The organism is Mesorhizobium sp. WSM1386 (genome assembly GCF_055901595.1).
Genome location: NZ_CM148373.1, coordinates 1,013,338 through 1,031,471, shown reverse-complemented (window position 1 = coordinate 1,031,471; position 18,134 = coordinate 1,013,338). Strand labels below are relative to the sequence as shown.

Sequence of the window (18,134 nt, the reverse complement as noted above, 5' to 3'; positions counted from 1 at the left end):
GTCAATACACCCTGGCCTTGGGCGCGATCTTGGCCGGGTTGATACCGCCGTCGGCTTCCTTGCGCTGCAATTCGGTGTGCACCGGCCGATAGCTGAGCGTCACCTCGCCGGCTTCGTTGAGCCGCGCCAGCGTATGCTTGCGCCAGGTCACGTCGTCGCGCGCCGAAAAATCCTCGCGGGCGTGTGCGCCACGGCTCTCCTTGCGCGCCGCGGCGCCATAGACCGTGGTGATGGCATTGGCCATCAGATTTTCCAGCTCAAGCGTCTCGACCAGGTCGGAGTTCCAGATCATCGAGCGGTCGGACACTTTTATGTCCTTGAGCTCGCCCCAGATCTGCGAGACGCGCTTGCAGCCATTGTCCAGCGATTCCTGGGTGCGGAACACCGCCGCGTCCTCCTGCATCGCCTTCTGCATCTTCTCCCGCAGCGCCGCCGTCGGCGTCGAGCCATTGGCGTGGCGCAGCCGGTCGAAGCGGTCCATGATCTTTTCGACAGAGGCTTCGTTGGGCGAAGGGATAGCTGAATTGCGGTCGATGACCTGGCCGGCCCGGATCGCCGCCGCGCGGCCGAACACGACCAGATCGATCAGCGAGTTCGAACCCAGCCGGTTGGCGCCGTGCACCGAGGCGCAGCCCGCCTCGCCGACAGCCATCAGCCCGGGCGACACCCGGTCCGGGTTCTCCGCCGTCGGGCTCAGCACTTCGCCCCAATAGTTGGTCGGCACGCCACCCATATTGTAGTGCACCGTCGGCAGCACGGGGATCGGCTCCTTGGTCAGATCGACGCCGGCGAAGATCTTGGCCGATTCCGAAATGCCGGGCAGCCGCTCATGCAGGACGGCCGGGTCGAGATGGTCGAGATGCAGGAAGATGTGGTCCTTCTTCGGGCCGACGCCGCGGCCCTCGCGGATTTCCAGCGTCATGCAGCGCGACACCACGTCGCGCGAGGCAAGGTCCTTGGCCGACGGCGCGTAGCGCTCCATGAAGCGTTCGCCTTCGGAATTGACGAGGTAGCCGCCCTCGCCGCGTGCGCCTTCGGTGATCAGGCAGCCGGCACCGTAGATTCCGGTCGGGTGGAACTGCACGAACTCCATATCCTGCAGCGGGAAGCCGGCCCTGGCTGCCATGCCGCCGCCGTCGCCGGTGCATGTGTGTGCCGACGTCGCCGAGAAATAGGCGCGGCCGTAGCCGCCGGTCGCCAGCACCACCATCTTGGCCGAGAACCGGTGGATGGTGCCGTCGTCGAGATTCCAGGCGACGACGCCGGTGCAGGTGCCGTCCGGCTCCATGATCAGGTCGAGCGCGAAATACTCGATGAAGAACTGCGCGTTGTGCTTCAGCGACTGGCCATAGAGCGTGTGCAGCATGGCATGGCCGGTTCGGTCGGCGGCGGCACAGGTGCGCTGCACGGGCGGGCCCTCGCCGAAATTCATCATCATGCCGCCGAACGGCCGCTGATAGATCTTGCCCTCTTCGGTGCGCGAGAACGGCACACCGTAATGCTCGAGTTCGTAGACGGCGGCGGGCGCCTGCTGGACCATGTACTCCTGCGCGTCGATGTCGCCCAGCCAGTCCGACCCCTTGACGGTATCGAAGAGATGCCATTGCCAGTTGTCCGGGCCCATATTGGCGAGCGAAGCGGCAATGCCGCCTTGCGCCGCCACCGTGTGCGAGCGGGTCGGGAACACCTTGGTGATGCACGCCGTGCGTAGGCCCTGTTCGGCCATGCCGAGCGTGGCGCGCAGGCCAGCCCCTCCGGCGCCGACGACCACCACATCGAATTTGTGGTCGACGAAAGTGTAGCCTGCCGTATTGGCCGATTTTGCGTCCTTGGCCAAATCAGCCTCCGAATGCCAGCTTGAGCAGGGCGAAGATCGAGGCGACGCCGACCACTACCGTGAAAAAAGTATTGAGCGCGATGAGCGCCAGCTTCATGCCTTCGCCATGCACGTAATCCTCGATGATCACCTGCATGCCGATACGCATGTGATAAAGGGGAGAAATGAGCACCAGTGCCATCACCAGGGCCACCAGTGGATTGGCGAGCGCTGCGCGCACCTCAGCATAGCTGGCGCCGTTGAGCGCAATCAGGAAGCCGGTGAAAAACAGGATCAGCGGAATGTTGGCGATCGCCGTCAGCCGCTGGCGCCAGAAATGCCCGGTGCCTTCGCGGGCGGAACCCAGGCCGCGGACCCTGGCCAGCGGCGTGCGCATGTCGGTCTTGCCAGTGCTCATGATCAGGCTCCCCGCGCCATGTAGCCGGCGACCCAGATCAGTAATGTGAGCAGGATCGAGCCGACCAGCGTCGCCCAGGCGATCTTCGACGCCGTGTGCTTTTCGAGACCGGCGCCGGTGTCCCAGACAAGGTGGCGCACACCGCCCAGCATGTGGTGCATCAGCGCCCAGGTGTAGCCGAACAGGATGAGCCGGCCGAGCCAGGTGCCGAAGGCCCAGTTGACCCAGTCGAAGGCGCCTTGCGAGCTTGCCGCCGCCATCAGCCAGATCGCGACCAGCAGCGTGCCGAAATAGAGCGCACCGCCGGTGATGCGATGGATGATCGACATCATCATGGTGATCGGCGGCCGGTAGACCGTCAGATGCGGCGACAGCGGCCGTTCACGTCTGGCATTGGCGCGGGTGGCTGGTGATCTGCTCATGGCTCCCCCAGTTCGACGTCCGGAGCCGCGATGGAAAGCGGCATTTGCCGCCCTTATGTATGACTTCGGACAGCGGGTTTCTAATGCTCTTTTTGCACCGCGTCAAAGCCAGAAAATCGTTTTGGAAACGTCATTTAGTCTGACAAAAAGGCAGGCTCGGGCTTCAATCGATTAGGGGCTGGTGGCCTGCGGCCTGCTCGATATCGCTGCAGTGCAGCATACGCAACTCATTAGCTGTGCGGCCTATCGCCTGCAGGTCCGCGGCGTCGAGCCCCTCTTCATCACCAGCGCCTCGCGCCCGTCGATCACGATTGCGTTATGCGTGGCGGCTTCCTGATAGCGGCTGGACTGGTTGGCGGGCGACGCCACGAATTCTTCGGTCGCGCCGTCCGGCCCGATCACACGCAACGACGAGCCGAGATTCTGAATGGTGATCGCGCTGCCATTGCCGCATCCATAGGTTACCGTACCCACTGCGGATCGCGGCGCGGTAAGGTCGGTGGTGATCTTGGTTGGCGATGTCGGAGGCGCCACGGCTGCCATGGATTGCTGAGCCGGCGCGGGCGAGACGGTGTTGGCCGCCTTCGGCGCATTGTCCTGCGGCACACAGGCGGCAACGATGGCGAGCAACGGGAGAAAGGACACCCAAACCGACCGGCGCAACGCCATATGCTGTCCTCCCCTGCGGCAAGCTAGCCGCTATGCTTTGCCAAGATCAAGATCGACCCGATGGCTGGCGGCGATGGTGCGGCCAAGCATGGCCGAATGATGGCCACGGGGTTTTCCCTCAAGTCGGAAATTAACCATGTTTGACGAGACATCGCCGGCAAATGCGCCGGCCTCTTAACAAAGGTTAAGAAAAGGTTAATTTCTGATTCGAGGAGCCAATGCATGTCGTCCAAGAACGCGTCAGCGGTTTTGGGACAACGGCATGCATCCAAACAAGGATTAAGGCGCGTCGCGACGCGCTTTGGCCTCTACCCATCAGGGGCCTCTAACCATCAGGAGGACGTCATGCGTTCCAACTCTGGCAGATCGCGCCTCGCGGCGCTCATCGTGGCCGCCTCGGTCGCCGGCCTGGCGACACCCGCACTTGCGGGGGCTCGCCACCAGGATCGCGTCTACGCCGATTCCCTCGGCAATCTCGTCATCGACAGCTCAGCCGGCTACAAGCGCATCATCGTTGGCGAAGGCAAGCTCGCCAAGCGACTGTCCGACTACACCAGCGCCGGCCAGCCCAAGGTGATCTACCAGGACGAAGCCGATGAGATATCGGGCGGCAGCGATTGCTACCGGCCGCCGGTCTTCGTCAAGGGCAGAAGCTACATGTACGGACTTTCCGAAGGCGAGATGCCCGAACTCAGCCCCTGCCGCTAGAGCATGATTCCGAAAAGTGGGAACCGGTTTTCGGAAGAGATCATGCTCCAAGAAAAGAGTTGGATCAGGATGACGGTCCAACCAAACGTCACCCTGATCTGGAACTCACGACCATTGCATTAGCCGGCCACTCGCCTCCCGGCCCGGCTGAGACACGCACGCAGTCGCGCCCGGCATTCTTCGCCAGATAAAGCGCCTCGTCGGCGCGCCGCATGAGATCGGCAATGGTTTCGCCCGGATGAAGTTCGGCAACGCCGAAGCTCGCCGTGCAGCGATTGTCGGCCGGCAGCCCGTCGATGGGCAGTGTGCCGAACGCGCTGCGCGTGCCCTCGGCGAACAGCCGGGCGCCGGCAAGGTTGGTTCCCGTCAGGATGATGGCGAACTCCTCGCCACCGATCCGGCCCGCGGCGTGGTGGCCGGAGGCGGCCTCGCGCAGGAGGCCGGCGAAGGTCTCGATCACCCGGTCGCCGGACGCATGGCCGAAACCGTCGTTTATGCTCTTGAAATGATCGAGATCGGCAATCACCAAGGCGACCGGCACGCCTTGCCGCACGGCGCCGAGCACCGCCAGCTCGGCTTGGCGCGTGAAGCCCCCGCGATTGAGCAAGCCCGACAGCATATCCATCTCCGACTTCGAGATCACTTCGGCCAGCACATCGCGAGCGAGTATCGCCAGCGTCAGCAGTGCCAGCGCCAGCGCGAAGACGGTGCCGAGCGACTGCGACACCAGCGCGTAGTTGCTTTGCAGATAGGCCTGCGGATTGGCCCCCCAGCCGCCCAGCGCATGGGCGATGAACGGTTTGGAGGCGAACTGCAGGCCACTGGCCGCGAGCACCGCCATCAATATGAGATCGAGCCGGCCACGCCTTTGTCTTGACGACCAGACGATGGCCAGCCCGACGAACTGCATGACGGCATAGGGAAGCTGGTAGGCCATCATGCGGACCAGCGACTGGCGCGGCAGGTCCTGCACGAAATAGACGGCGATGGTGGCGGCGAACAGGAAGAACAGCATCGGCGACCATGGCGGCGCCACGCCGTATTTGCGGGCCAGCCCCGCATTGAAGGCGATGGTGGCGGCAAGGAAGACTGCGAAGGCGGCGACCACCGGGAGCCGCGCATCGCTGAAGGCGGGAATGCTGAATTCGATGGCCGAATAGACCATGCCCAGCAGGTAGCCGAAGGCAAACCAGCGCGCCGGCGCGCGGCCGGCATCATGCAATGCGACCGCCATGAAGGCTGCCGCCAGCAGGCCGGCAACCGACAGGTTGATCAACAGGATGAAGTTGGCGCCGCTCATCTTCTTTAAACCCCGAGCCCCACCTAAGCATCGACGGGCGAAAAAGACGTTAACGCGAGGCCGGGCGCGCGTGATCAGCTCGCCTTGAGCGGCTCCGCCACGAACACCGTTTCCGGTCGCTCGTAGGACAGGCGCACACTGTCGCGGCCGTTCTTCTTGGCCTTGTAGAGCGCCTCGTCCGCGCGGCGCATCAGGGGCTCCAGCGCCTCGCCGCCGCTGCGCGCCGCCACGCCGAAACTGGCGGTGACCTTGGTGCCCGGAGGAAGCCCGTCGACGCTGCCGGCCGAATAAAGCGTGCGCACGGCCTCGGCGAACAATCGCGCCGACGCGAGATCGCTGAGCGGCAGGAGTACGGCGAACTCCTCGCCGCCGATGCGCCCCGCGGCACCCCTCGTCCCGGCCGCCGCCCGAAGCTTGGCGGCGAAGTCGGCGATCACGCGGTCGCCCGCCGCATGGCCATGCACATCGTTGAGCGCCTTGAAGTGGTCGAGGTCGGCCAGCACCAGGGCCACCGGGAATTTTGCCCTGGCGCAAGTCTCCAGCAGCATCGCGGCGCGCTCCTCGAAACCGCGGCGGTTGAGCAGGCCCGACAGCGGATCGGTAAACGTCTCGGTCTTCAGCGCCTTCATCACGTCGAGTGCGGCGGCGGTGAACAGGCAGAGCGCGATCAGCAGCGACAAAAGCGCGTGCGACAGCAGCGCGGTCGTCCAGTAGGACGAACCATAGAACCCGTCATAGCTGGCAAACGGGCCGTGCGCGATGACCACGACGAGGGTGCGGACGAAGAAATTGAGGCCTGACAGCAGCGACAACACGAACAGGATTTTTTCCGTCGGGCCGTGGTTGCGCACCGGCCTGAGTTCGGCGGCGACCAGCAGACTGATGCCTCCGAAGGCGAAATTCATCGCCAGGATACGCCAGGTGAGATCCGGCGCCACGAACAGGAACCAACAGAAGGACACCAGCCCGCCAAGCGCCAGAACTCCGATCCCGACATAAGGCACCTTGCGGCCGTAGCGGGCGACAATGGCGCTGGACAGGCAGCAGCCGGCAATGGCGAAGCAGATGTTGGACACCAGCTTGGTCAGCGCCATGCCGATGGGCAAGGTGAAATACTGGAACAGAAAGCCCGGCGCCGAGACGCAGTAACTGAGCGCCAGCACCGCCAGATAGGGACGATGGCGCTGATAGGCCCATAGCACGAGGAACGCCGCGCCGAGGGCTAGCGCGATCGTCGGATTGAGCAGCGCTATCAACAGACCGGTGTCCAAAAGACGGTGACTTCCCCTCGCTGACGTCGGGGAAGAGCTTAGAGCGCAAGCCCAAACAAGCGGTTAAGCCGAGCCATGTCTCGACATATTGTCAGGGAACCCCAACCCGCGGCCAGCGTTCTGAGGTCACAATCGGGAGCAGCCCATGGCCGACATGATTACACTGACCGACCACGAAGCAATCCGCTCGTGGGCTGCCGGACGAGCCGGTTTTCCCGCGATCGTCGACATATCGCCCGAAGCGGGAACACAGCCCATGTTGAGGCTGGTCTTTGGCCAGCATGCCTACCAGGATCAAGACCAGCCGGAACGGCCGATCAATGCCGGAGGCTATGAACTCGTCGAATGGGACGAATGGTTCAGGCTCTTCGAAGAGCAGCAGTTGGCGCTTGTGGTCGCTGCCGACCAGCCGGGACGCCGGGAGGAGTTCCACGAGCTCGTCCGCCGCGACGGAAAGCCTTGAACCCGAGCCCATTTGGCTCGGGTTCTGTTGAAGTTGGGATTATTTCCAGTCGCGGATGTCGACGAAGTGGCCGGCGATCGCCGCCGCCGCCGCCATCGCCGGCGAGACTAGGTGGGTGCGGCCCTTGAAGCCCTGCCGGCCCTCGAAATTGCGGTTCGAGGTCGAGGCGCAGCGCTCATGCGGCTTCAGCCGGTCGTCGTTCATGGCCAGGCACATCGAGCAGCCCGGCTCGCGCCAGTCGAAGCCGGCGGCGAGGAAGATCTTGTCGAGACCCTCGGCTTCCGCCTGTTCCTTGACCAGGCCGGAGCCCGGCACGATCATCGCATCGACATGCGCACTGACCGTTTTGCCTTCGACCACCTTGGCGACGGCGCGCAGATCCTCGATACGGCCATTGGTGCAGGAGCCGATGAAGACGCGGTCGAGCGCGATGTCGGTGATCTTCGTCCCCGGCGTCAGGCCCATATAGTCGAGCGCGCGCTGCTTGGAGGTGCGCTTGTTCTCATCGGTGATGTCGGCCGGGTTCGGCACGATACCTTGCACCGAGACGACATCCTCGGGCGACGAACCCCAGGAGACGATCGGCGGCAGCTTGGCCGCGTCGAGCACGATCACCTTGTCGAAATGCGCGCCTTCGTCGGACTGCAGCGTCTTCCAGTATCCGAGTGCCGCATCCCAGGCCGCGCCCTTCGGCGCGCGGGGCTTGTCCTTGACATAGGCGAAGGTCGTCTCGTCGGCGGCGATCAGGCCGGCGCGCGCGCCGCCTTCGATCGACATGTTGCAGATCGTCATGCGGCCTTCCATCGACAGCGAGCGGATCGCCTCGCCAGCATATTCGATGACATAGCCGGTGCCGCCGGCGGTGCCGATCTCGCCGATGATGGCCAGGATGATGTCCTTGGCGGTGACGCCTTCCGGCAGCACGCCGTCGACCCGCACCAGCATGTTCTTGGCCTTGCGCTGGATCAGCGTCTGCGTCGCCAGCACATGCTCGACCTCGGAGGTGCCGATGCCGTGCGCCAATGCGCCAAAAGCACCGTGCGTCGAGGTGTGGCTGTCGCCGCAGACGATGGTCATGCCGGGCAAGGTAAAGCCCTGCTCGGGACCGATGATGTGGACGATGCCCTGGCGGATATCGTTCTCGGAATAATATTCGACGCCGAAATCCCTGGCGTTCTTGGCCAGCGCCTCGACCTGGATGCGGCTTTCCTCGTTCTTGATGCCGAACTTGCGCTCGGGCGAGGTCGAGACATTGTGATCGACCACGGCCAGCGTCTTTTCCGGATGCCGGACTTTTCGGCCGCTCAGGCGCAGGCCTTCGAAAGCCTGCGGGCTGGTCACTTCGTGGACGAGGTGGCGATCGATGTAGAGCAGGCAGGTGCCGTCGTCCTGGCGGTCGACCACATGGTCGTCGAATATCTTGTCGTAGAGGGTGCGCGGTGCGCTCATGTGCGTAAATCCGTCGATATGAGAATGGAAAGGAGCAGATGCCGGCAGGTCGGGTCCGGCGCAACGACCTGGGCAGGTCGGCCTAGCTAAGTCGGCTGGTCAGCGCGCCGCTGACGCGCGCGGAAAAGCGCGACGGCAGGCGTTTTCTGTCCTGCAGCACGAACCCCTTGTAGGCCGGATCGCCAAAAAGCTCTTCCATGGCGTGGCTCATATCAATGTTTTGGCTTTTCGGCAATTGCGGCGTGGTGCGGCGCGGCTTTCCCTTCTCCCCTTGTGGGGCCCGAAGGGCGGGCGAGGCCCGTGACTCGCCCCGGGCGGTGGATCGGCGCGCAGCGCCGAGACGGTTGAGGGGTGCGCGAAGGATCTCCGTCTTTGCCAAGCTGGAACACCCCTCATCCGACCTCGCTTCGCGAGGCCACCTTCCCCCACAAGGGGGGGAAGGAAGAAGCCGCCGCTACAGCACCTCGAACACAAACGTCTTCACCAATGCCTCCGGCTCGGCGATTGCATAGCAGCGAAACCACGGGCTTTGCTCCACAAGCCGCCATTTCCTCGCCCCCTCCAACTCGTCGAACACCGCCTGAAAGCCGCCGTTTTCGAACACCTGGTCGCGTACGGTGAAGATGGCGTGGCCGCCCTTTTTGGTGATCCGGACCAGCTCGTGCAGGCCCGAGGCCGGCGCGTGGCTGATCGTGAACACGCCGGTCGAGAAGAAGGCGCGGAAATGGCCATCCGGCCATGGCAGCAGACCGCCCAGCATCGCCTGCTTCAGCTCGCCATAGGCATTGCGGCTGCCGGCGATCTTCAGCATGTCGTCCGACAAATCCAGCCCGGCAATGTCGCCGTAACCCAACGCCTTCAGCGACGGCCCCGACAGGCCGGTGCCGCAGCCGGCGTCGAGCAGCGGCCCTTCATCCGCCGGGACGTGCCGCGCCACCCAGGCGGTGATCAGGAACGGCAGCAGGTAGCCGAGCGAGGCGGTTTCGCTGTCATACGTCGCGGCCCATGCGGCGTAGGCCTCTTCAAGCGCTTCCGGCGTGTCGGCGCCATAGACGGAATCCAGCGCGGCATTGGCCTTGTCGACGATCATGAAACCTCCCAACCAGATATGTCGGGATGATCGTAACGCCGTCCTTGCCCAAAAACTATTCCTCGTGCTGGCGGCGTAGCCGCCGCTCCAGCGCCCTGAGCGCCAGCGACAGGCCGACGGTCAGGAGGAGATAGATGTAGGCTGTTATCGAATAGGTCTCGAAGAAGCGAAAGGAGCCGGCGGCATAGACCTTGCCCATCTGGGTGATGTCGGCGACGCCGAGCACCGAGACCAGTGAGGAATCCTTGACCAGGGCGACGAAATCATTGCCGAGTGGCGGCAGGATGGTGCGGATCGCCTGCGGGAACACGATCAGCCGGAAGCGTTGCGCGCGGCTCAGCCCGAGCGCCTTCGCCGCCTCGATCTGGCCTTTCTCGACGGCCTGGATGCCGGCTCGGAAAACCTCCGAGATGAAAGCCGAGTAGCCGATGGTCAGCGCCATGACTGCGCGCCACAAAAGCGACACGTCGCGCACCAGGAGCTCGCCGAACAGGCCGGCATTCTGCAGCGGCGCGGTCAGCGCGTTCCAGGCCGCGACGAAGGCCGGCGCGCCGGCGAAGGCGATCCAGAACAAAAGCACCAGGATCGGCACGCCGCGGATGATCTCGACGTAGAAGCGGGCGATCTGGCGTAGCCAGCGCGAGCCCGACAATCCCATCAGCGCAATGCCGAGACCAATGGCGGACGCCAGCGCGAAGGCGACCACGGTGACGAAGATGGTGACGCCGATGCCCTTGGCGACCGTGGCGAAGACCTGGGCATAGAGGTTGTTGGTGGCGATGAACAAGGCGGCCGCCAGGGCCAGGACGGCGGCAACGGCAAGCCACCAGGGGAAGTCGGGTTTGGAGGAGGACAGAGATCCCATCAGGCGATGCTGACAAGGCAGATATCGCGAAGGTCAGGCGCCAAGGCGCCCCCCTCTGTCCTGCCGGACATCTCCCCCTCAAGGGGGGAGATTGGCAGCCTCGTCGGCGGCACTCTTCTTACAACATTGCTGATTGGCGGAATCGGAAAAGACATCCGATCTCCCCCCTTGCGGGGGTTGAGGAAGTGGTCCGCGGAGCGGACGGAAAGCCAATTGCTTGGCTTTCCGAACGACGAACGTCCGGCAGGGCAGAGGGGGGCGTTCAAGCGCAAAGTCAGCGGGAAATCACTGCCCCATCTTGTAATCAAGGAACCACTTCTTGTTGAGCGCATCGAACGTGCCATCCGCCTTCAGCGCCGCGATCGCCGCGTTGACCGGCTTCACCAGGTCGGACCCCTTCGGGAAGATGAAGCCGAAATCCTCGGTGCCGAGCGGGCCGCCGATCAGCTTCAGCTTGCCCTCGGAAGCATCGACATAGCCCTTGCCGGCGGTGCCGTCGGTCAGCACCACGTCGACGTCGCCGGACTTCAACGCCTGCACCGTGGCGCCGAAGGTCTCGAACAACTTGATGCGCGGGTTCTGCTCATTGCCATCAAGCACGCTGTAGACGGCGGTGTAGAACGGCGTAGTGCCGGCCTGCGCGCCGATCAGCCCGTCCTTGAAGGCGCCGAAGGTCTTGGCGTCGGTGAAACGGCTTTCATCGCCACGCACCAGCATGAACTGCTCCGAGCGCATGTAGGGGTCGGAGAAATCGACCTTCTGCTTGCGGTCGTCCTTGATGGTGATGCCGGTCATGCCGATGTTGTACTGGTTGTCGGAAACCGCCTGGATCATCGCGTCCCAGGAGGTGTTCTGGTATTCGACCTTGAAATTGAGCCGCTTGGCGATTTCGTCCATCGCGTCATATTCCCAGCCGATCTGCTTGCCGGTCTTGGCATCGATGAACTGCAGCGGCGGATAGGCGTTCTCGGTCACCACCACTACCTTCTTGCCGCCGAGATCGGGCAGCGCCTGCGCGAAAGCGGCAACGGGTGTCAGGATCAGGGCAAGCAGGCCGGCCAGCAGCAGTTTCGATTTGGTCATGACACACTCCCGAAAATTGAAAGCGCCCGGACATCGGCCGGGCTTGCAGGAAAATTCGCGCCGACTTTAGCTTGCCGCAAGCGCCATGCAAGACGATCCGCTGCGTCAGTGCAGGCGAAAAGGGATTCCGATGCCCTCAATCGATGAATTTCGGGCCAGGAATTTCGGGATGATCCGGTTACACCGGGACAGGGATCAGCGCTTCCGCTTCCGCTTCCGCTTTCGCGTCCGCCGGCCGGTCATCCGCCATGGCGCTGCGCATGCCTGAAACGAGGCGAGTGAGTGTCGCGTGCAGGGCTTTCACTTCACCCGGCTCCAGCGGCACGGCGCAGGCCAGCCCGGCGGATACATCTTTCATGCGTGCACGCAGTGCCTCACCCTTGGCCGTCGGTTCCACCAGCACGCGTCGCTCGTCGGCGGCATCGCGCCGGCGGGTGACGAGACCGCCTGCTTCCATCCGTTTGATCAGCGGCGTCAGCGTGGCGGAATCCAGGCCCAGCGCCACGCCCAGCTCGCCAACCGTGCTTGGCGTGTGCTCCCACAGCGCCAGCATCACCAGATATTGCGGATAGGTGAGACCGAGCGGCTCGAGCAGCGGCCGATAGACCTTGGTCATCAGCCCACTCGCCGAATAGAGCGCGAAGCAGAGCTGCTGGTCGAGCCGTGGAACGGGAAACGTCCCGACTGCCTCCGCCGGGACGTCGCTCGCGCTCTTTGTGGTCTTTCCCGTCATGCCGCCCTTACCGAAAGCGCTACGTCGATGTTGCCCCTGATGGCATTCGAATAGGGGCAAACATTATGCGCCTCCGATACAAGCGCTTCCGCCGCCGCCTGATCAAGGCCTTTCGTCTCCACCGCGAGCGCGACGCCGAGCTTGAAGCCTTCGCCATTGGGAAGAAGGCTGACGGTAGAGGTTATCGCGGCATCCTCGAGCGGCAGCTTCTGCTTGCGCGCAATGAAGCGGACGGCGCTTTCGAAGCAGGCGGCGTAGCCGACGGCGAAAAGCTGTTCGGGATTGGTGGCGCCTCCGGGCCCGCCGAGCTCCTTGGGCATTGCCAGATCGACCTTGAGCAGGCCGTCGCTGGTCTCGCCATGGCCGGCGCGGCCGCCGGTGACGTGAGCCTGTGTCGTATAGAGTGCCATATCAAATCTCCAATTATCTTGTGCACGATTGTTTAGTACACAAGGCAATATGCCGTCAACGCCCCGCATCCGATTTCCGGGGCCGAAAGCGTTCACGGTCTGGTGAAACGAAAAAAGGCGGCCGAAGCCGCCTTTTCGAATGTACTTTCCGAAACCCTTATTCGGCGGGGGTCGCTTCCGCGGCGGCCTTGGCTGCTGCTTCGGCCTCGGCGGCTGCCTTCTTCTCGGCGGCTTCCTTGGCGGCCGTCTCGGCGGCCAGCGCCTGGGCAGCGGCGACCTTTTCGGCCTCGATGCGGGCCTTCTCGGCGTTCAGCGCATCGCGCTCCTCATCGTTGAGCTTGCGGGCGCGCACGCCGGTGTTTTCCGAAATACGGGCCGACTTGCCGCGACGGTCGCGCAGGTAATAGAGCTTGGCGCGACGCACCTTGCCGCGACGCACGATCTCGACGCCTTCGACCATCGGCGAGTAGACCGGGAATACGCGCTCGACGCCTTCGCCGTAGGAGATCTTGCGGACGGTGAAATTTTCCTGGAAGCCGGAACCCGCGCGGGCGATGACGACGCCCTCATAGGCCTGGACGCGGGTGCGGGTACCTTCGGTCACGCGGACCTGGACGCGCACGGTGTCGCCGGGCTGGAATTCGGGAAGCTTGCGCTTGGCTTCGATCTTGGCGGCCTGTTCGGCCTCGAGCTGACGGATGAGATCCATCTCAATAATCCACTTCTTGTTCTTCCGACAGTCAGAGCGTCCGACACTCGCCTTGCAGTTCCAATGACCGCTCGGCTATGTCCTTTGTCGAGAAGACATCCATCTTCAGACATCGGACAGGGGCGACTACACCGTCATTGTTGACGGGCCCGGCAGATTTTTCTTGCCGGTACGGGCGGGCACATACAGCTATTTCAGCACTTTGTCACGCCCGCGCCAGAGACTTTTTTGCCGGCATGGCCCCATTGTAATACCGGCCGTGCCGGGTTGCGCTGGTCACCGGGGCTTTCTAAGCCTGACATAACACAGTTTTCCACGGCGGCATTCCATGTCTGTTCTCGACGCCACCCTGCTTTTCCTGGCGGGCTTCCTGTCAGGCGCCGCCAACGCGGTCGCCGGCGGCGGCACCTTCATCACCTTCGGCGCCATGACATTGGTCGGCGTGCCGCCGATCGTCGCCAACGCGACCTCCTCGGTCACGCAATTTCCGGGCTACATCACTTCGACGCTCGCCTATTGGACCGACATCAAGCATTTCTGGCGCGGCGCCCTGCTGCTGTGCCTGATCTCGGCGGCCGGCGCACTGGCCGGGGCCTTCATCCTCCTGGCGCTGTCCAACCCGTCCTTCCGCGCCATGGTGCCGTGGCTGCTGCTGGCGGCGACGGCGCTTTTCGCCGCCGGACCCTGGCTGAAGCCGGCGCCGAAACCAGGGCATGAGGCGTCCGTGGGGTCACTTGCCGGTTCGCTGGCGCAGTTCGCCACCGCCATTTATGGCGGCTTCTTCGGCGCCGGCATGGGCGTCATGATGCTGGCGACGCTCGGCCTGACCCAGGCCGGCGACTACCACCGGCTGAACGCGCTGAAGAACATGCTGGCCGTGGTCATCGCCGCGGTCGCCATCATCGTCTTCGTCTCGGGTGGCGTCGTCGCCTGGCCGCAGGCGATCGTCATGATCCCCGGTGGTGCGCTCGGCGGCTATGCCGGCGTCTGGATCGCCAAGCGCGTGCCGCAGAACGTGGTGCGCGGCTTCGTCATCGCCGTCGGCCTGTTCCTCGCCTTCTACTATTTCAGCAAAGGCTGATCGCCGAGCAGATCCGGCCGGCGCTCTTTCGTCAGTTTCTCGGACTCCGCCCGCCGCCAGGCGGCGATCTTCTTGTGATTGCCCGAAATCAGCACTTCGGGGATCTCTCGCCCCTCGAATTCCTGGGGCCGCGTGTAATGCGGGTGTTCGAGCAGGCCGTTCTCAAAACTCTCTTCTTCGCCCGACACCGCATTGCCCATGACCCCGGGCAACAGCCGCACCACCGCGTCGAGCAGCACCAACGCCGCCGGCTCGCCGCCTGAGAGGATGAAATCGCCGATCGAGACTTCCTCCAGTTCCCGCGCGTCGATCACCCGCTGGTCGACGCCCTCGAAGCGGCCGCACAGGATGACCGCACCTGGCCCGGCGGCGAGTTCGCGCACGCGCGCCTGCGTCAGCGGTTTGCCGCGTGGGCTCATCAGCAGTCGTGGCCGCAAATCGCCTTCAGGAGAGGCGTGGTCGATCGCTTTGGCCAGGACATCGGCGCGCATGACCATGCCGGCGCCACCGCCGGCCGGCGTGTCGTCGACGGTGCGGTGCCTGTCGGTGGCGAAGTCGCGGATCTGGATCGCTTCCAGCGACCAGGTGCCAGCCTCGAGCGCCCGCCCGGCCAGCGACAGGCCGAGCGCGCCCGGAAACATCTCGGGATAGAGCGTCAGTACCGAAGCCTTGAACGTCACCGGTTGCCCCCGGCATCGCGCGGCCCGCGCGGCCTGCCCTTCGGGTCGAAATCCTCCTCGCGCGGCGCTTCGCCATCCTCATCCTCGACAAGCCCGGCCGCGGCCGGGTCGATGCGGACAAAACCCTCGGCGATCGACACCTGCGGCACGGCGGCCTGCGTGAACGGGATCAGCACGCCCTTGCGCCCGCCCAGCGTCACATCGAGAATGTCGCCGCCGCCGAAATTGTGCACCGCGACCACCTTGCCGAGCGCGGCACCCGTATCGTCGCGGACCTCCAGCCCGATCAGGTCAGCATGGTAGAATTCGTCCTCCTCGCCGTCGTCGGGCAGCATCGAGCGGTCGACGAACAGTTCGGTGCCCGCAAGCGCCTCGGCGGCGTTGCGGTCGGTGACACCCTTGAAACGCACCACGACGACCGTGTTGGCGGGCCTGATGTCGATGATCTGGAAGGCGCGGCCATCCCTGGCATAGAGCGGCCCATAGTCGGCCAGCGCCATCGGCTCGCCGGTGAAGGTCTTCACCCTGAGCTCGCCCTTGATGCCATGGGCGGCGCCGATCACGGCCATCTGGACGGGGTTCTGGGGCTTGCTCATGGCGCTTTTACCTTCGTCATCCACGGGCGGAGCAGGCGCGAAGCGACTGCGCAGACCCGAGGATCCATTCCGTTACGGTGACCAGTACGCAAGGCGGTTCAGGAGCCAATCACCATGGTTTGGATTTGCCACCGATCGACTGTCTCCTAGCCCCACAGGGCTGCGATTTCAATGACAGCCTCTTCACCGCTTACTAACCCGGGTGCCCGAAAATGGCAGCGAACCGGAACGACACCATGCAGGAATTCCTCATCCCGGCAAAACCCGATCTGCAGGCGGCGCGCGAAAGCTGGCTGAAGATGCTGGCACGAGAACGTCGACTGTCACCCGAGACGGTGGAAGCCTATGAGCGCGACACCCGCCAATTCCTGCATTTCCTCACCGGCCATTGCGGCGGCTCGCCCGGCATTTCCGACATCGCCAATCTGCGCCCGGCCGACCTGCGCGGCTTTCTCGCTGCCCGCCGCAACGCCGGTGCCGGCGCCCGCACGCTTGGCCGGGGTCTCGCCGGCATCCGCTCGCTGCTGCGCTTCCTCGAACGGGGTGGCCTCGCCAATGCCGCCGGGGCAGCAGCCTTGCGTGCGCCGCGCCAGCCCAAATCCCTGCCCAAGCCGCTGACGGCAAGCGATGCCAAACATGTGGTGTCGGTGGAAGGCCAACTGGCCGAAGAACCCTGGATCGCCGCCCGCAACGCCGCCGTGCTGACGCTGCTCTATGGCTCCGGCCTGCGCATTTCGGAAGCGCTTGGCCTCGCCGGCGCCGATCTGGCGTCGGAAGCCGACACCGTGCTGCGCGTCACCGGCAAGGGCGGCAAGACACGGCTGGTGCCGGTGCTGCCGGTGGCGCTCAGGGCAATCGCCGAATACCGCCGGCTCTGCCCCCATCATCTCGACCCGAAGGGGCTGTTGTTTCGCGGTGCGCGCGGCGGCCCGCTCAACCCGGCCATCATCCAGCGCGACATGGCCAAGTTGCGCTCGGCGCTCAACCTGCCGGACACCGCGACGCCGCACGCGCTGCGCCATTCCTTCGCCACGCATCTGCTCGGCCGCGGCGGCGACTTGCGCACCATCCAGGAACTGCTCGGCCACGCCAGCCTGTCGACGACGCAGATATACACCGGCGTCGACACGACGAGGCTGCTGGAGATCTACGAATCCGCCCATCCCAGGGCGTGAACCCTTCAATTTTGCAGTGCCGGTTAACCGTTTTGCCGCTATTTGCGCTTACGACTGACCATGATCCCGAAAAGTGGCACCCGGTTTTCGGACAAGATCATGGATCAAGCAGAAGACAGTGTCATGAAACGCGTCATTGCCATCGCCGACCGCGCAGCGCACGTCTCGCTGAAACTGCTCGTCGCGCTCAACATCCTGTTTTTCCTGTCGTTCCTCGCCGTCCTGTTGTTCGCGGCCGGCGGGGCGCATGCCGAGATCCCGACCTGCACCGGCGTCGACATGGTGTCGGCCCTGCAGAAGACCGACCCGGCCGCCTACCAGAAGATCGAGGCCGAAGCCGCAGCCACGCCAAACGGCAAGGGCCTGCTGTGGAAGCTCGAAAAGCCGGGCGAACAGCCATCCTTCCTGTTCGGCACCATGCACATGACCGATCCACGCGTCACCACGCTGCCGCCGGCCGCGCAGAAGGCTTTTGACGCCGCCGGCACCATCATCATCGAAACCACCGACGTGCTCGACAAGCAGAAGATGATGACGGCGATGCTGAAGGAGCCGGACCTGATGATGTTCACGGACTCCACGACGCTGTCGTCCCTGCTGAAGCCGGACGAAGCGGCCGCCATGAACGCCGCGCTCGACGCACGCGGCATCCCGCCGGCCACCGTCGCCAAGATGAAGCCGTGGATGCTGTCGGCCATGATGGCGCTTCCGGCTTGCGAACTCGCCCGCCAGTCCGGCGGGGCACCGGTGCTCGACGTCAAGCTGGCCGAAGGCGCCAAGGCTGCCGGCAAGCCGGTGGAGGGACTGGAAACGGCCGAGAGCCAATTGCGCGCCATGGCATCCTTGCCGCTCGCCTTTCACATGAAAGGCCTGGTCGACACGCTGAAGCTGGGCGACAAGGTCAATGACATCAACGAAACCATGATCGTGCTCTATCAGCGTGGCGACACCGGCATGTTCTGGCCGCTGTTCCGCGCCGCCATGCCTGAGGAGCAGAACGACGCCTCAGGCTATGCCGCCTTCGAGGAAACCATGATCACCAGCCGCAACAAGGTGATGGTCGACCACGCCGGCCCGATCCTCGCCAAGGGCAATGCCTTCATGGCGGTCGGCGCCCTGCATCTCCCCGGTCCGCAGGGACTGGTCGAGGATTTCCGCAAAGCTGGCTATACCGTCACTGCCGTGGGGCTTTAAGC

The 18,134-nt window shown here is 64.3% G+C and carries 21 protein-coding genes; 5 read left to right on the top strand and 16 right to left on the bottom strand.

Going from position 1 to position 18,134, the window contains the following annotated elements; all coding sequences use genetic code 11:
- Nucleotide 1: 1 nt before the first annotated feature.
- From sdhA to AC0NIH_RS04965, 4 genes are all read right to left on the bottom strand, one after another.
- On the bottom strand, nt 2-1,837 hold the full coding sequence (gene sdhA / locus AC0NIH_RS04980) for a succinate dehydrogenase flavoprotein subunit (RefSeq protein ID WP_473460873.1): 1,836 nt from the start codon (nt 1,835-1,837) through the stop codon (nt 2-4).
- A gap of 1 nt (nt 1,838) precedes the next feature.
- Nucleotides 1,839-2,234 (bottom strand): succinate dehydrogenase, hydrophobic membrane anchor protein, encoded by a 396-nt coding sequence (gene sdhD, locus AC0NIH_RS04975; RefSeq protein ID WP_473460871.1) that lies wholly within the window; start codon nt 2,232-2,234, stop codon nt 1,839-1,841.
- Nucleotides 2,235-2,236: 2 nt separating this feature from the next.
- On the bottom strand, nt 2,237-2,656 hold the full coding sequence (sdhC, locus tag AC0NIH_RS04970; RefSeq protein WP_352712134.1) for a succinate dehydrogenase, cytochrome b556 subunit: 420 nt from the start codon (nt 2,654-2,656) through the stop codon (nt 2,237-2,239).
- A gap of 243 nt (nt 2,657-2,899) precedes the next feature.
- On the bottom strand, nt 2,900-3,325 hold the full coding sequence (locus AC0NIH_RS04965; RefSeq protein WP_224689611.1) for a hypothetical protein: 426 nt from the start codon (nt 3,323-3,325) through the stop codon (nt 2,900-2,902).
- Nucleotides 3,326-3,670: 345 nt separating this feature from the next.
- On the opposite strand from AC0NIH_RS04965, the gene AC0NIH_RS04960 reads away from it, so the two are divergent.
- Nucleotides 3,671-4,033, top strand: coding sequence for a hypothetical protein (locus tag AC0NIH_RS04960; protein ID WP_473460868.1), 363 nt, complete (start codon nt 3,671-3,673; stop codon nt 4,031-4,033).
- 88 nt (nt 4,034-4,121) lie between these two features.
- On the opposite strand, the gene AC0NIH_RS04955 is transcribed toward AC0NIH_RS04960, so the two are convergent.
- Together AC0NIH_RS04955 and AC0NIH_RS04950 are read right to left on the bottom strand one after the other, a co-directional pair.
- A complete protein-coding gene (locus tag AC0NIH_RS04955; protein WP_473460866.1) occupies nt 4,122-5,333 on the bottom strand; it encodes a GGDEF domain-containing protein in 1,212 nt (403 codons plus the stop codon).
- A 74-nt stretch (nt 5,334-5,407) separates the two neighbouring features.
- Nucleotides 5,408-6,604: a GGDEF domain-containing protein gene (locus tag AC0NIH_RS04950; RefSeq protein ID WP_473460864.1), complete on the bottom strand. Its 1,197-nt coding sequence runs from the start codon at nt 6,602-6,604 to the stop codon at nt 5,408-5,410.
- Nucleotides 6,605-6,749: 145 nt separating this feature from the next.
- Between AC0NIH_RS04950 and AC0NIH_RS04945 the strand changes: the two genes are divergently transcribed.
- Nucleotides 6,750-7,067, top strand: a complete 318-nt coding sequence (locus tag AC0NIH_RS04945) for a hypothetical protein (RefSeq protein ID WP_023765910.1) — start codon at nt 6,750-6,752, stop codon at nt 7,065-7,067.
- Between the two features lie 39 nt (nt 7,068-7,106).
- Here AC0NIH_RS04945 and leuC read toward each other — a convergent pair whose 3' ends face one another.
- The 8 genes from leuC to rplS all read right to left on the bottom strand — a co-directional run bounded on the left by leuC (nt 7,107) and on the right by rplS (nt 13,406).
- Nucleotides 7,107-8,516: a 3-isopropylmalate dehydratase large subunit gene (gene leuC / locus AC0NIH_RS04940; protein WP_023778877.1), complete on the bottom strand. Its 1,410-nt coding sequence runs from the start codon at nt 8,514-8,516 to the stop codon at nt 7,107-7,109.
- Nucleotides 8,517-8,598: 82 nt separating this feature from the next.
- Nucleotides 8,599-8,895 (bottom strand): hypothetical protein, encoded by a 297-nt coding sequence (locus tag AC0NIH_RS04935; RefSeq protein ID WP_473461180.1) that lies wholly within the window; start codon nt 8,893-8,895, stop codon nt 8,599-8,601.
- Nucleotides 8,896-8,970: 75 nt separating this feature from the next.
- A complete protein-coding gene (locus AC0NIH_RS04930) occupies nt 8,971-9,606 on the bottom strand; it encodes a class I SAM-dependent DNA methyltransferase (protein WP_473460862.1) in 636 nt (211 codons plus the stop codon).
- Between the two features lie 55 nt (nt 9,607-9,661).
- On the bottom strand, nt 9,662-10,471 hold the full coding sequence (locus AC0NIH_RS04925) for an amino acid ABC transporter permease (RefSeq protein WP_473460860.1): 810 nt from the start codon (nt 10,469-10,471) through the stop codon (nt 9,662-9,664).
- A 285-nt stretch (nt 10,472-10,756) separates the two neighbouring features.
- The gene (locus AC0NIH_RS04920) at nt 10,757-11,554 is read right to left on the bottom strand and encodes a transporter substrate-binding domain-containing protein (RefSeq protein WP_287272067.1); all 798 of its coding nucleotides are present in this window, start codon (nt 11,552-11,554) and stop codon (nt 10,757-10,759) included.
- Nucleotides 11,555-11,732: 178 nt separating this feature from the next.
- On the bottom strand, nt 11,733-12,287 hold the full coding sequence (locus tag AC0NIH_RS04915; RefSeq protein WP_473460858.1) for a MarR family winged helix-turn-helix transcriptional regulator: 555 nt from the start codon (nt 12,285-12,287) through the stop codon (nt 11,733-11,735).
- Nucleotides 12,284-12,697, bottom strand: a complete 414-nt coding sequence (locus AC0NIH_RS04910; protein WP_023765903.1) for an organic hydroperoxide resistance protein — start codon at nt 12,695-12,697, stop codon at nt 12,284-12,286. The genes AC0NIH_RS04915 and AC0NIH_RS04910 overlap by 4 nt, the downstream gene beginning before the upstream one ends.
- 157 nt (nt 12,698-12,854) lie before the next feature.
- Nucleotides 12,855-13,406, bottom strand: coding sequence for a 50S ribosomal protein L19 (rplS, locus tag AC0NIH_RS04905; RefSeq protein WP_013892267.1), 552 nt, complete (start codon nt 13,404-13,406; stop codon nt 12,855-12,857).
- A 328-nt stretch (nt 13,407-13,734) separates the two neighbouring features.
- Here rplS and AC0NIH_RS04900 point away from each other — a divergent pair, with 328 nt between their 5' ends.
- A complete protein-coding gene (locus AC0NIH_RS04900) occupies nt 13,735-14,487 on the top strand; it encodes a sulfite exporter TauE/SafE family protein (RefSeq protein WP_473460855.1) in 753 nt (250 codons plus the stop codon).
- On the opposite strand, the gene trmD is transcribed toward AC0NIH_RS04900, so the two are convergent.
- A complete protein-coding gene (trmD, locus tag AC0NIH_RS04895) occupies nt 14,469-15,167 on the bottom strand; it encodes a tRNA (guanosine(37)-N1)-methyltransferase TrmD (protein ID WP_473460854.1) in 699 nt (232 codons plus the stop codon). The two genes, AC0NIH_RS04900 and trmD, sit on opposite strands and share 19 nt — an antisense overlap.
- Nucleotides 15,164-15,763 carry a ribosome maturation factor RimM gene (rimM, locus tag AC0NIH_RS04890; protein WP_473460852.1) on the bottom strand — a complete coding sequence of 200 codons (600 nt, stop codon included), beginning with the start codon at nt 15,761-15,763 and terminating at the stop codon, nt 15,164-15,166. The genes trmD and rimM overlap by 4 nt, the downstream gene beginning before the upstream one ends.
- A gap of 236 nt (nt 15,764-15,999) precedes the next feature.
- Between rimM and AC0NIH_RS04885 the strand changes: the two genes are divergently transcribed.
- Complete coding sequence (locus tag AC0NIH_RS04885; protein WP_473461163.1) at nt 16,000-16,938, top strand: tyrosine recombinase XerC; 939 nt, start codon at nt 16,000-16,002, stop codon at nt 16,936-16,938.
- A gap of 123 nt (nt 16,939-17,061) precedes the next feature.
- Nucleotides 17,062-18,132: a TraB/GumN family protein gene (locus AC0NIH_RS04880; RefSeq protein WP_473461160.1), complete on the top strand. Its 1,071-nt coding sequence runs from the start codon at nt 17,062-17,064 to the stop codon at nt 18,130-18,132.
- Nucleotides 18,133-18,134: the final 2 nt, after the last annotated feature.

What these genes read in the sequence shown, in the direction of transcription:
- AC0NIH_RS04880 (WP_473461160.1), top strand. Translation starts at nt 17,062, where the DNA reads ATGAAACGCGTCATTGCCATCGCCGACCGCGCAGCGCACGTCTCGCTG.
- rimM (WP_473460852.1), bottom strand. Translation starts at nt 15,763, where the DNA reads ATGAGCAAGCCCCAGAACCCCGTCCAGATGGCCGTGATCGGCGCCGCC.
- AC0NIH_RS04910 (WP_023765903.1), bottom strand. Translation starts at nt 12,697, where the DNA reads ATGGCACTCTATACGACACAGGCTCACGTCACCGGCGGCCGCGCCGGC.
- AC0NIH_RS04960 (WP_473460868.1), top strand. Translation starts at nt 3,671, where the DNA reads ATGCGTTCCAACTCTGGCAGATCGCGCCTCGCGGCGCTCATCGTGGCC.
- AC0NIH_RS04930 (WP_473460862.1), bottom strand. Translation starts at nt 9,606, where the DNA reads ATGATCGTCGACAAGGCCAATGCCGCGCTGGATTCCGTCTATGGCGCC.
- AC0NIH_RS04915 (WP_473460858.1), bottom strand. Translation starts at nt 12,287, where the DNA reads ATGACGGGAAAGACCACAAAGAGCGCGAGCGACGTCCCGGCGGAGGCA.
- AC0NIH_RS04945 (WP_023765910.1), top strand. Translation starts at nt 6,750, where the DNA reads ATGGCCGACATGATTACACTGACCGACCACGAAGCAATCCGCTCGTGG.
- AC0NIH_RS04955 (WP_473460866.1), bottom strand. Translation starts at nt 5,333, where the DNA reads ATGAGCGGCGCCAACTTCATCCTGTTGATCAACCTGTCGGTTGCCGGC.
- AC0NIH_RS04885 (WP_473461163.1), top strand. Translation starts at nt 16,000, where the DNA reads ATGCAGGAATTCCTCATCCCGGCAAAACCCGATCTGCAGGCGGCGCGC.
- AC0NIH_RS04965 (WP_224689611.1), bottom strand. Translation starts at nt 3,325, where the DNA reads ATGGCGTTGCGCCGGTCGGTTTGGGTGTCCTTTCTCCCGTTGCTCGCC.
- sdhC (WP_352712134.1), bottom strand. Translation starts at nt 2,656, where the DNA reads ATGAGCAGATCACCAGCCACCCGCGCCAATGCCAGACGTGAACGGCCG.
- rplS (WP_013892267.1), bottom strand. Translation starts at nt 13,406, where the DNA reads ATGGATCTCATCCGTCAGCTCGAGGCCGAACAGGCCGCCAAGATCGAA.
- leuC (WP_023778877.1), bottom strand. Translation starts at nt 8,516, where the DNA reads ATGAGCGCACCGCGCACCCTCTACGACAAGATATTCGACGACCATGTG.
- AC0NIH_RS04900 (WP_473460855.1), top strand. Translation starts at nt 13,735, where the DNA reads ATGTCTGTTCTCGACGCCACCCTGCTTTTCCTGGCGGGCTTCCTGTCA.
- sdhD (WP_473460871.1), bottom strand. Translation starts at nt 2,234, where the DNA reads ATGAGCACTGGCAAGACCGACATGCGCACGCCGCTGGCCAGGGTCCGC.
- AC0NIH_RS04925 (WP_473460860.1), bottom strand. Translation starts at nt 10,471, where the DNA reads ATGGGATCTCTGTCCTCCTCCAAACCCGACTTCCCCTGGTGGCTTGCC.
- AC0NIH_RS04920 (WP_287272067.1), bottom strand. Translation starts at nt 11,554, where the DNA reads ATGACCAAATCGAAACTGCTGCTGGCCGGCCTGCTTGCCCTGATCCTG.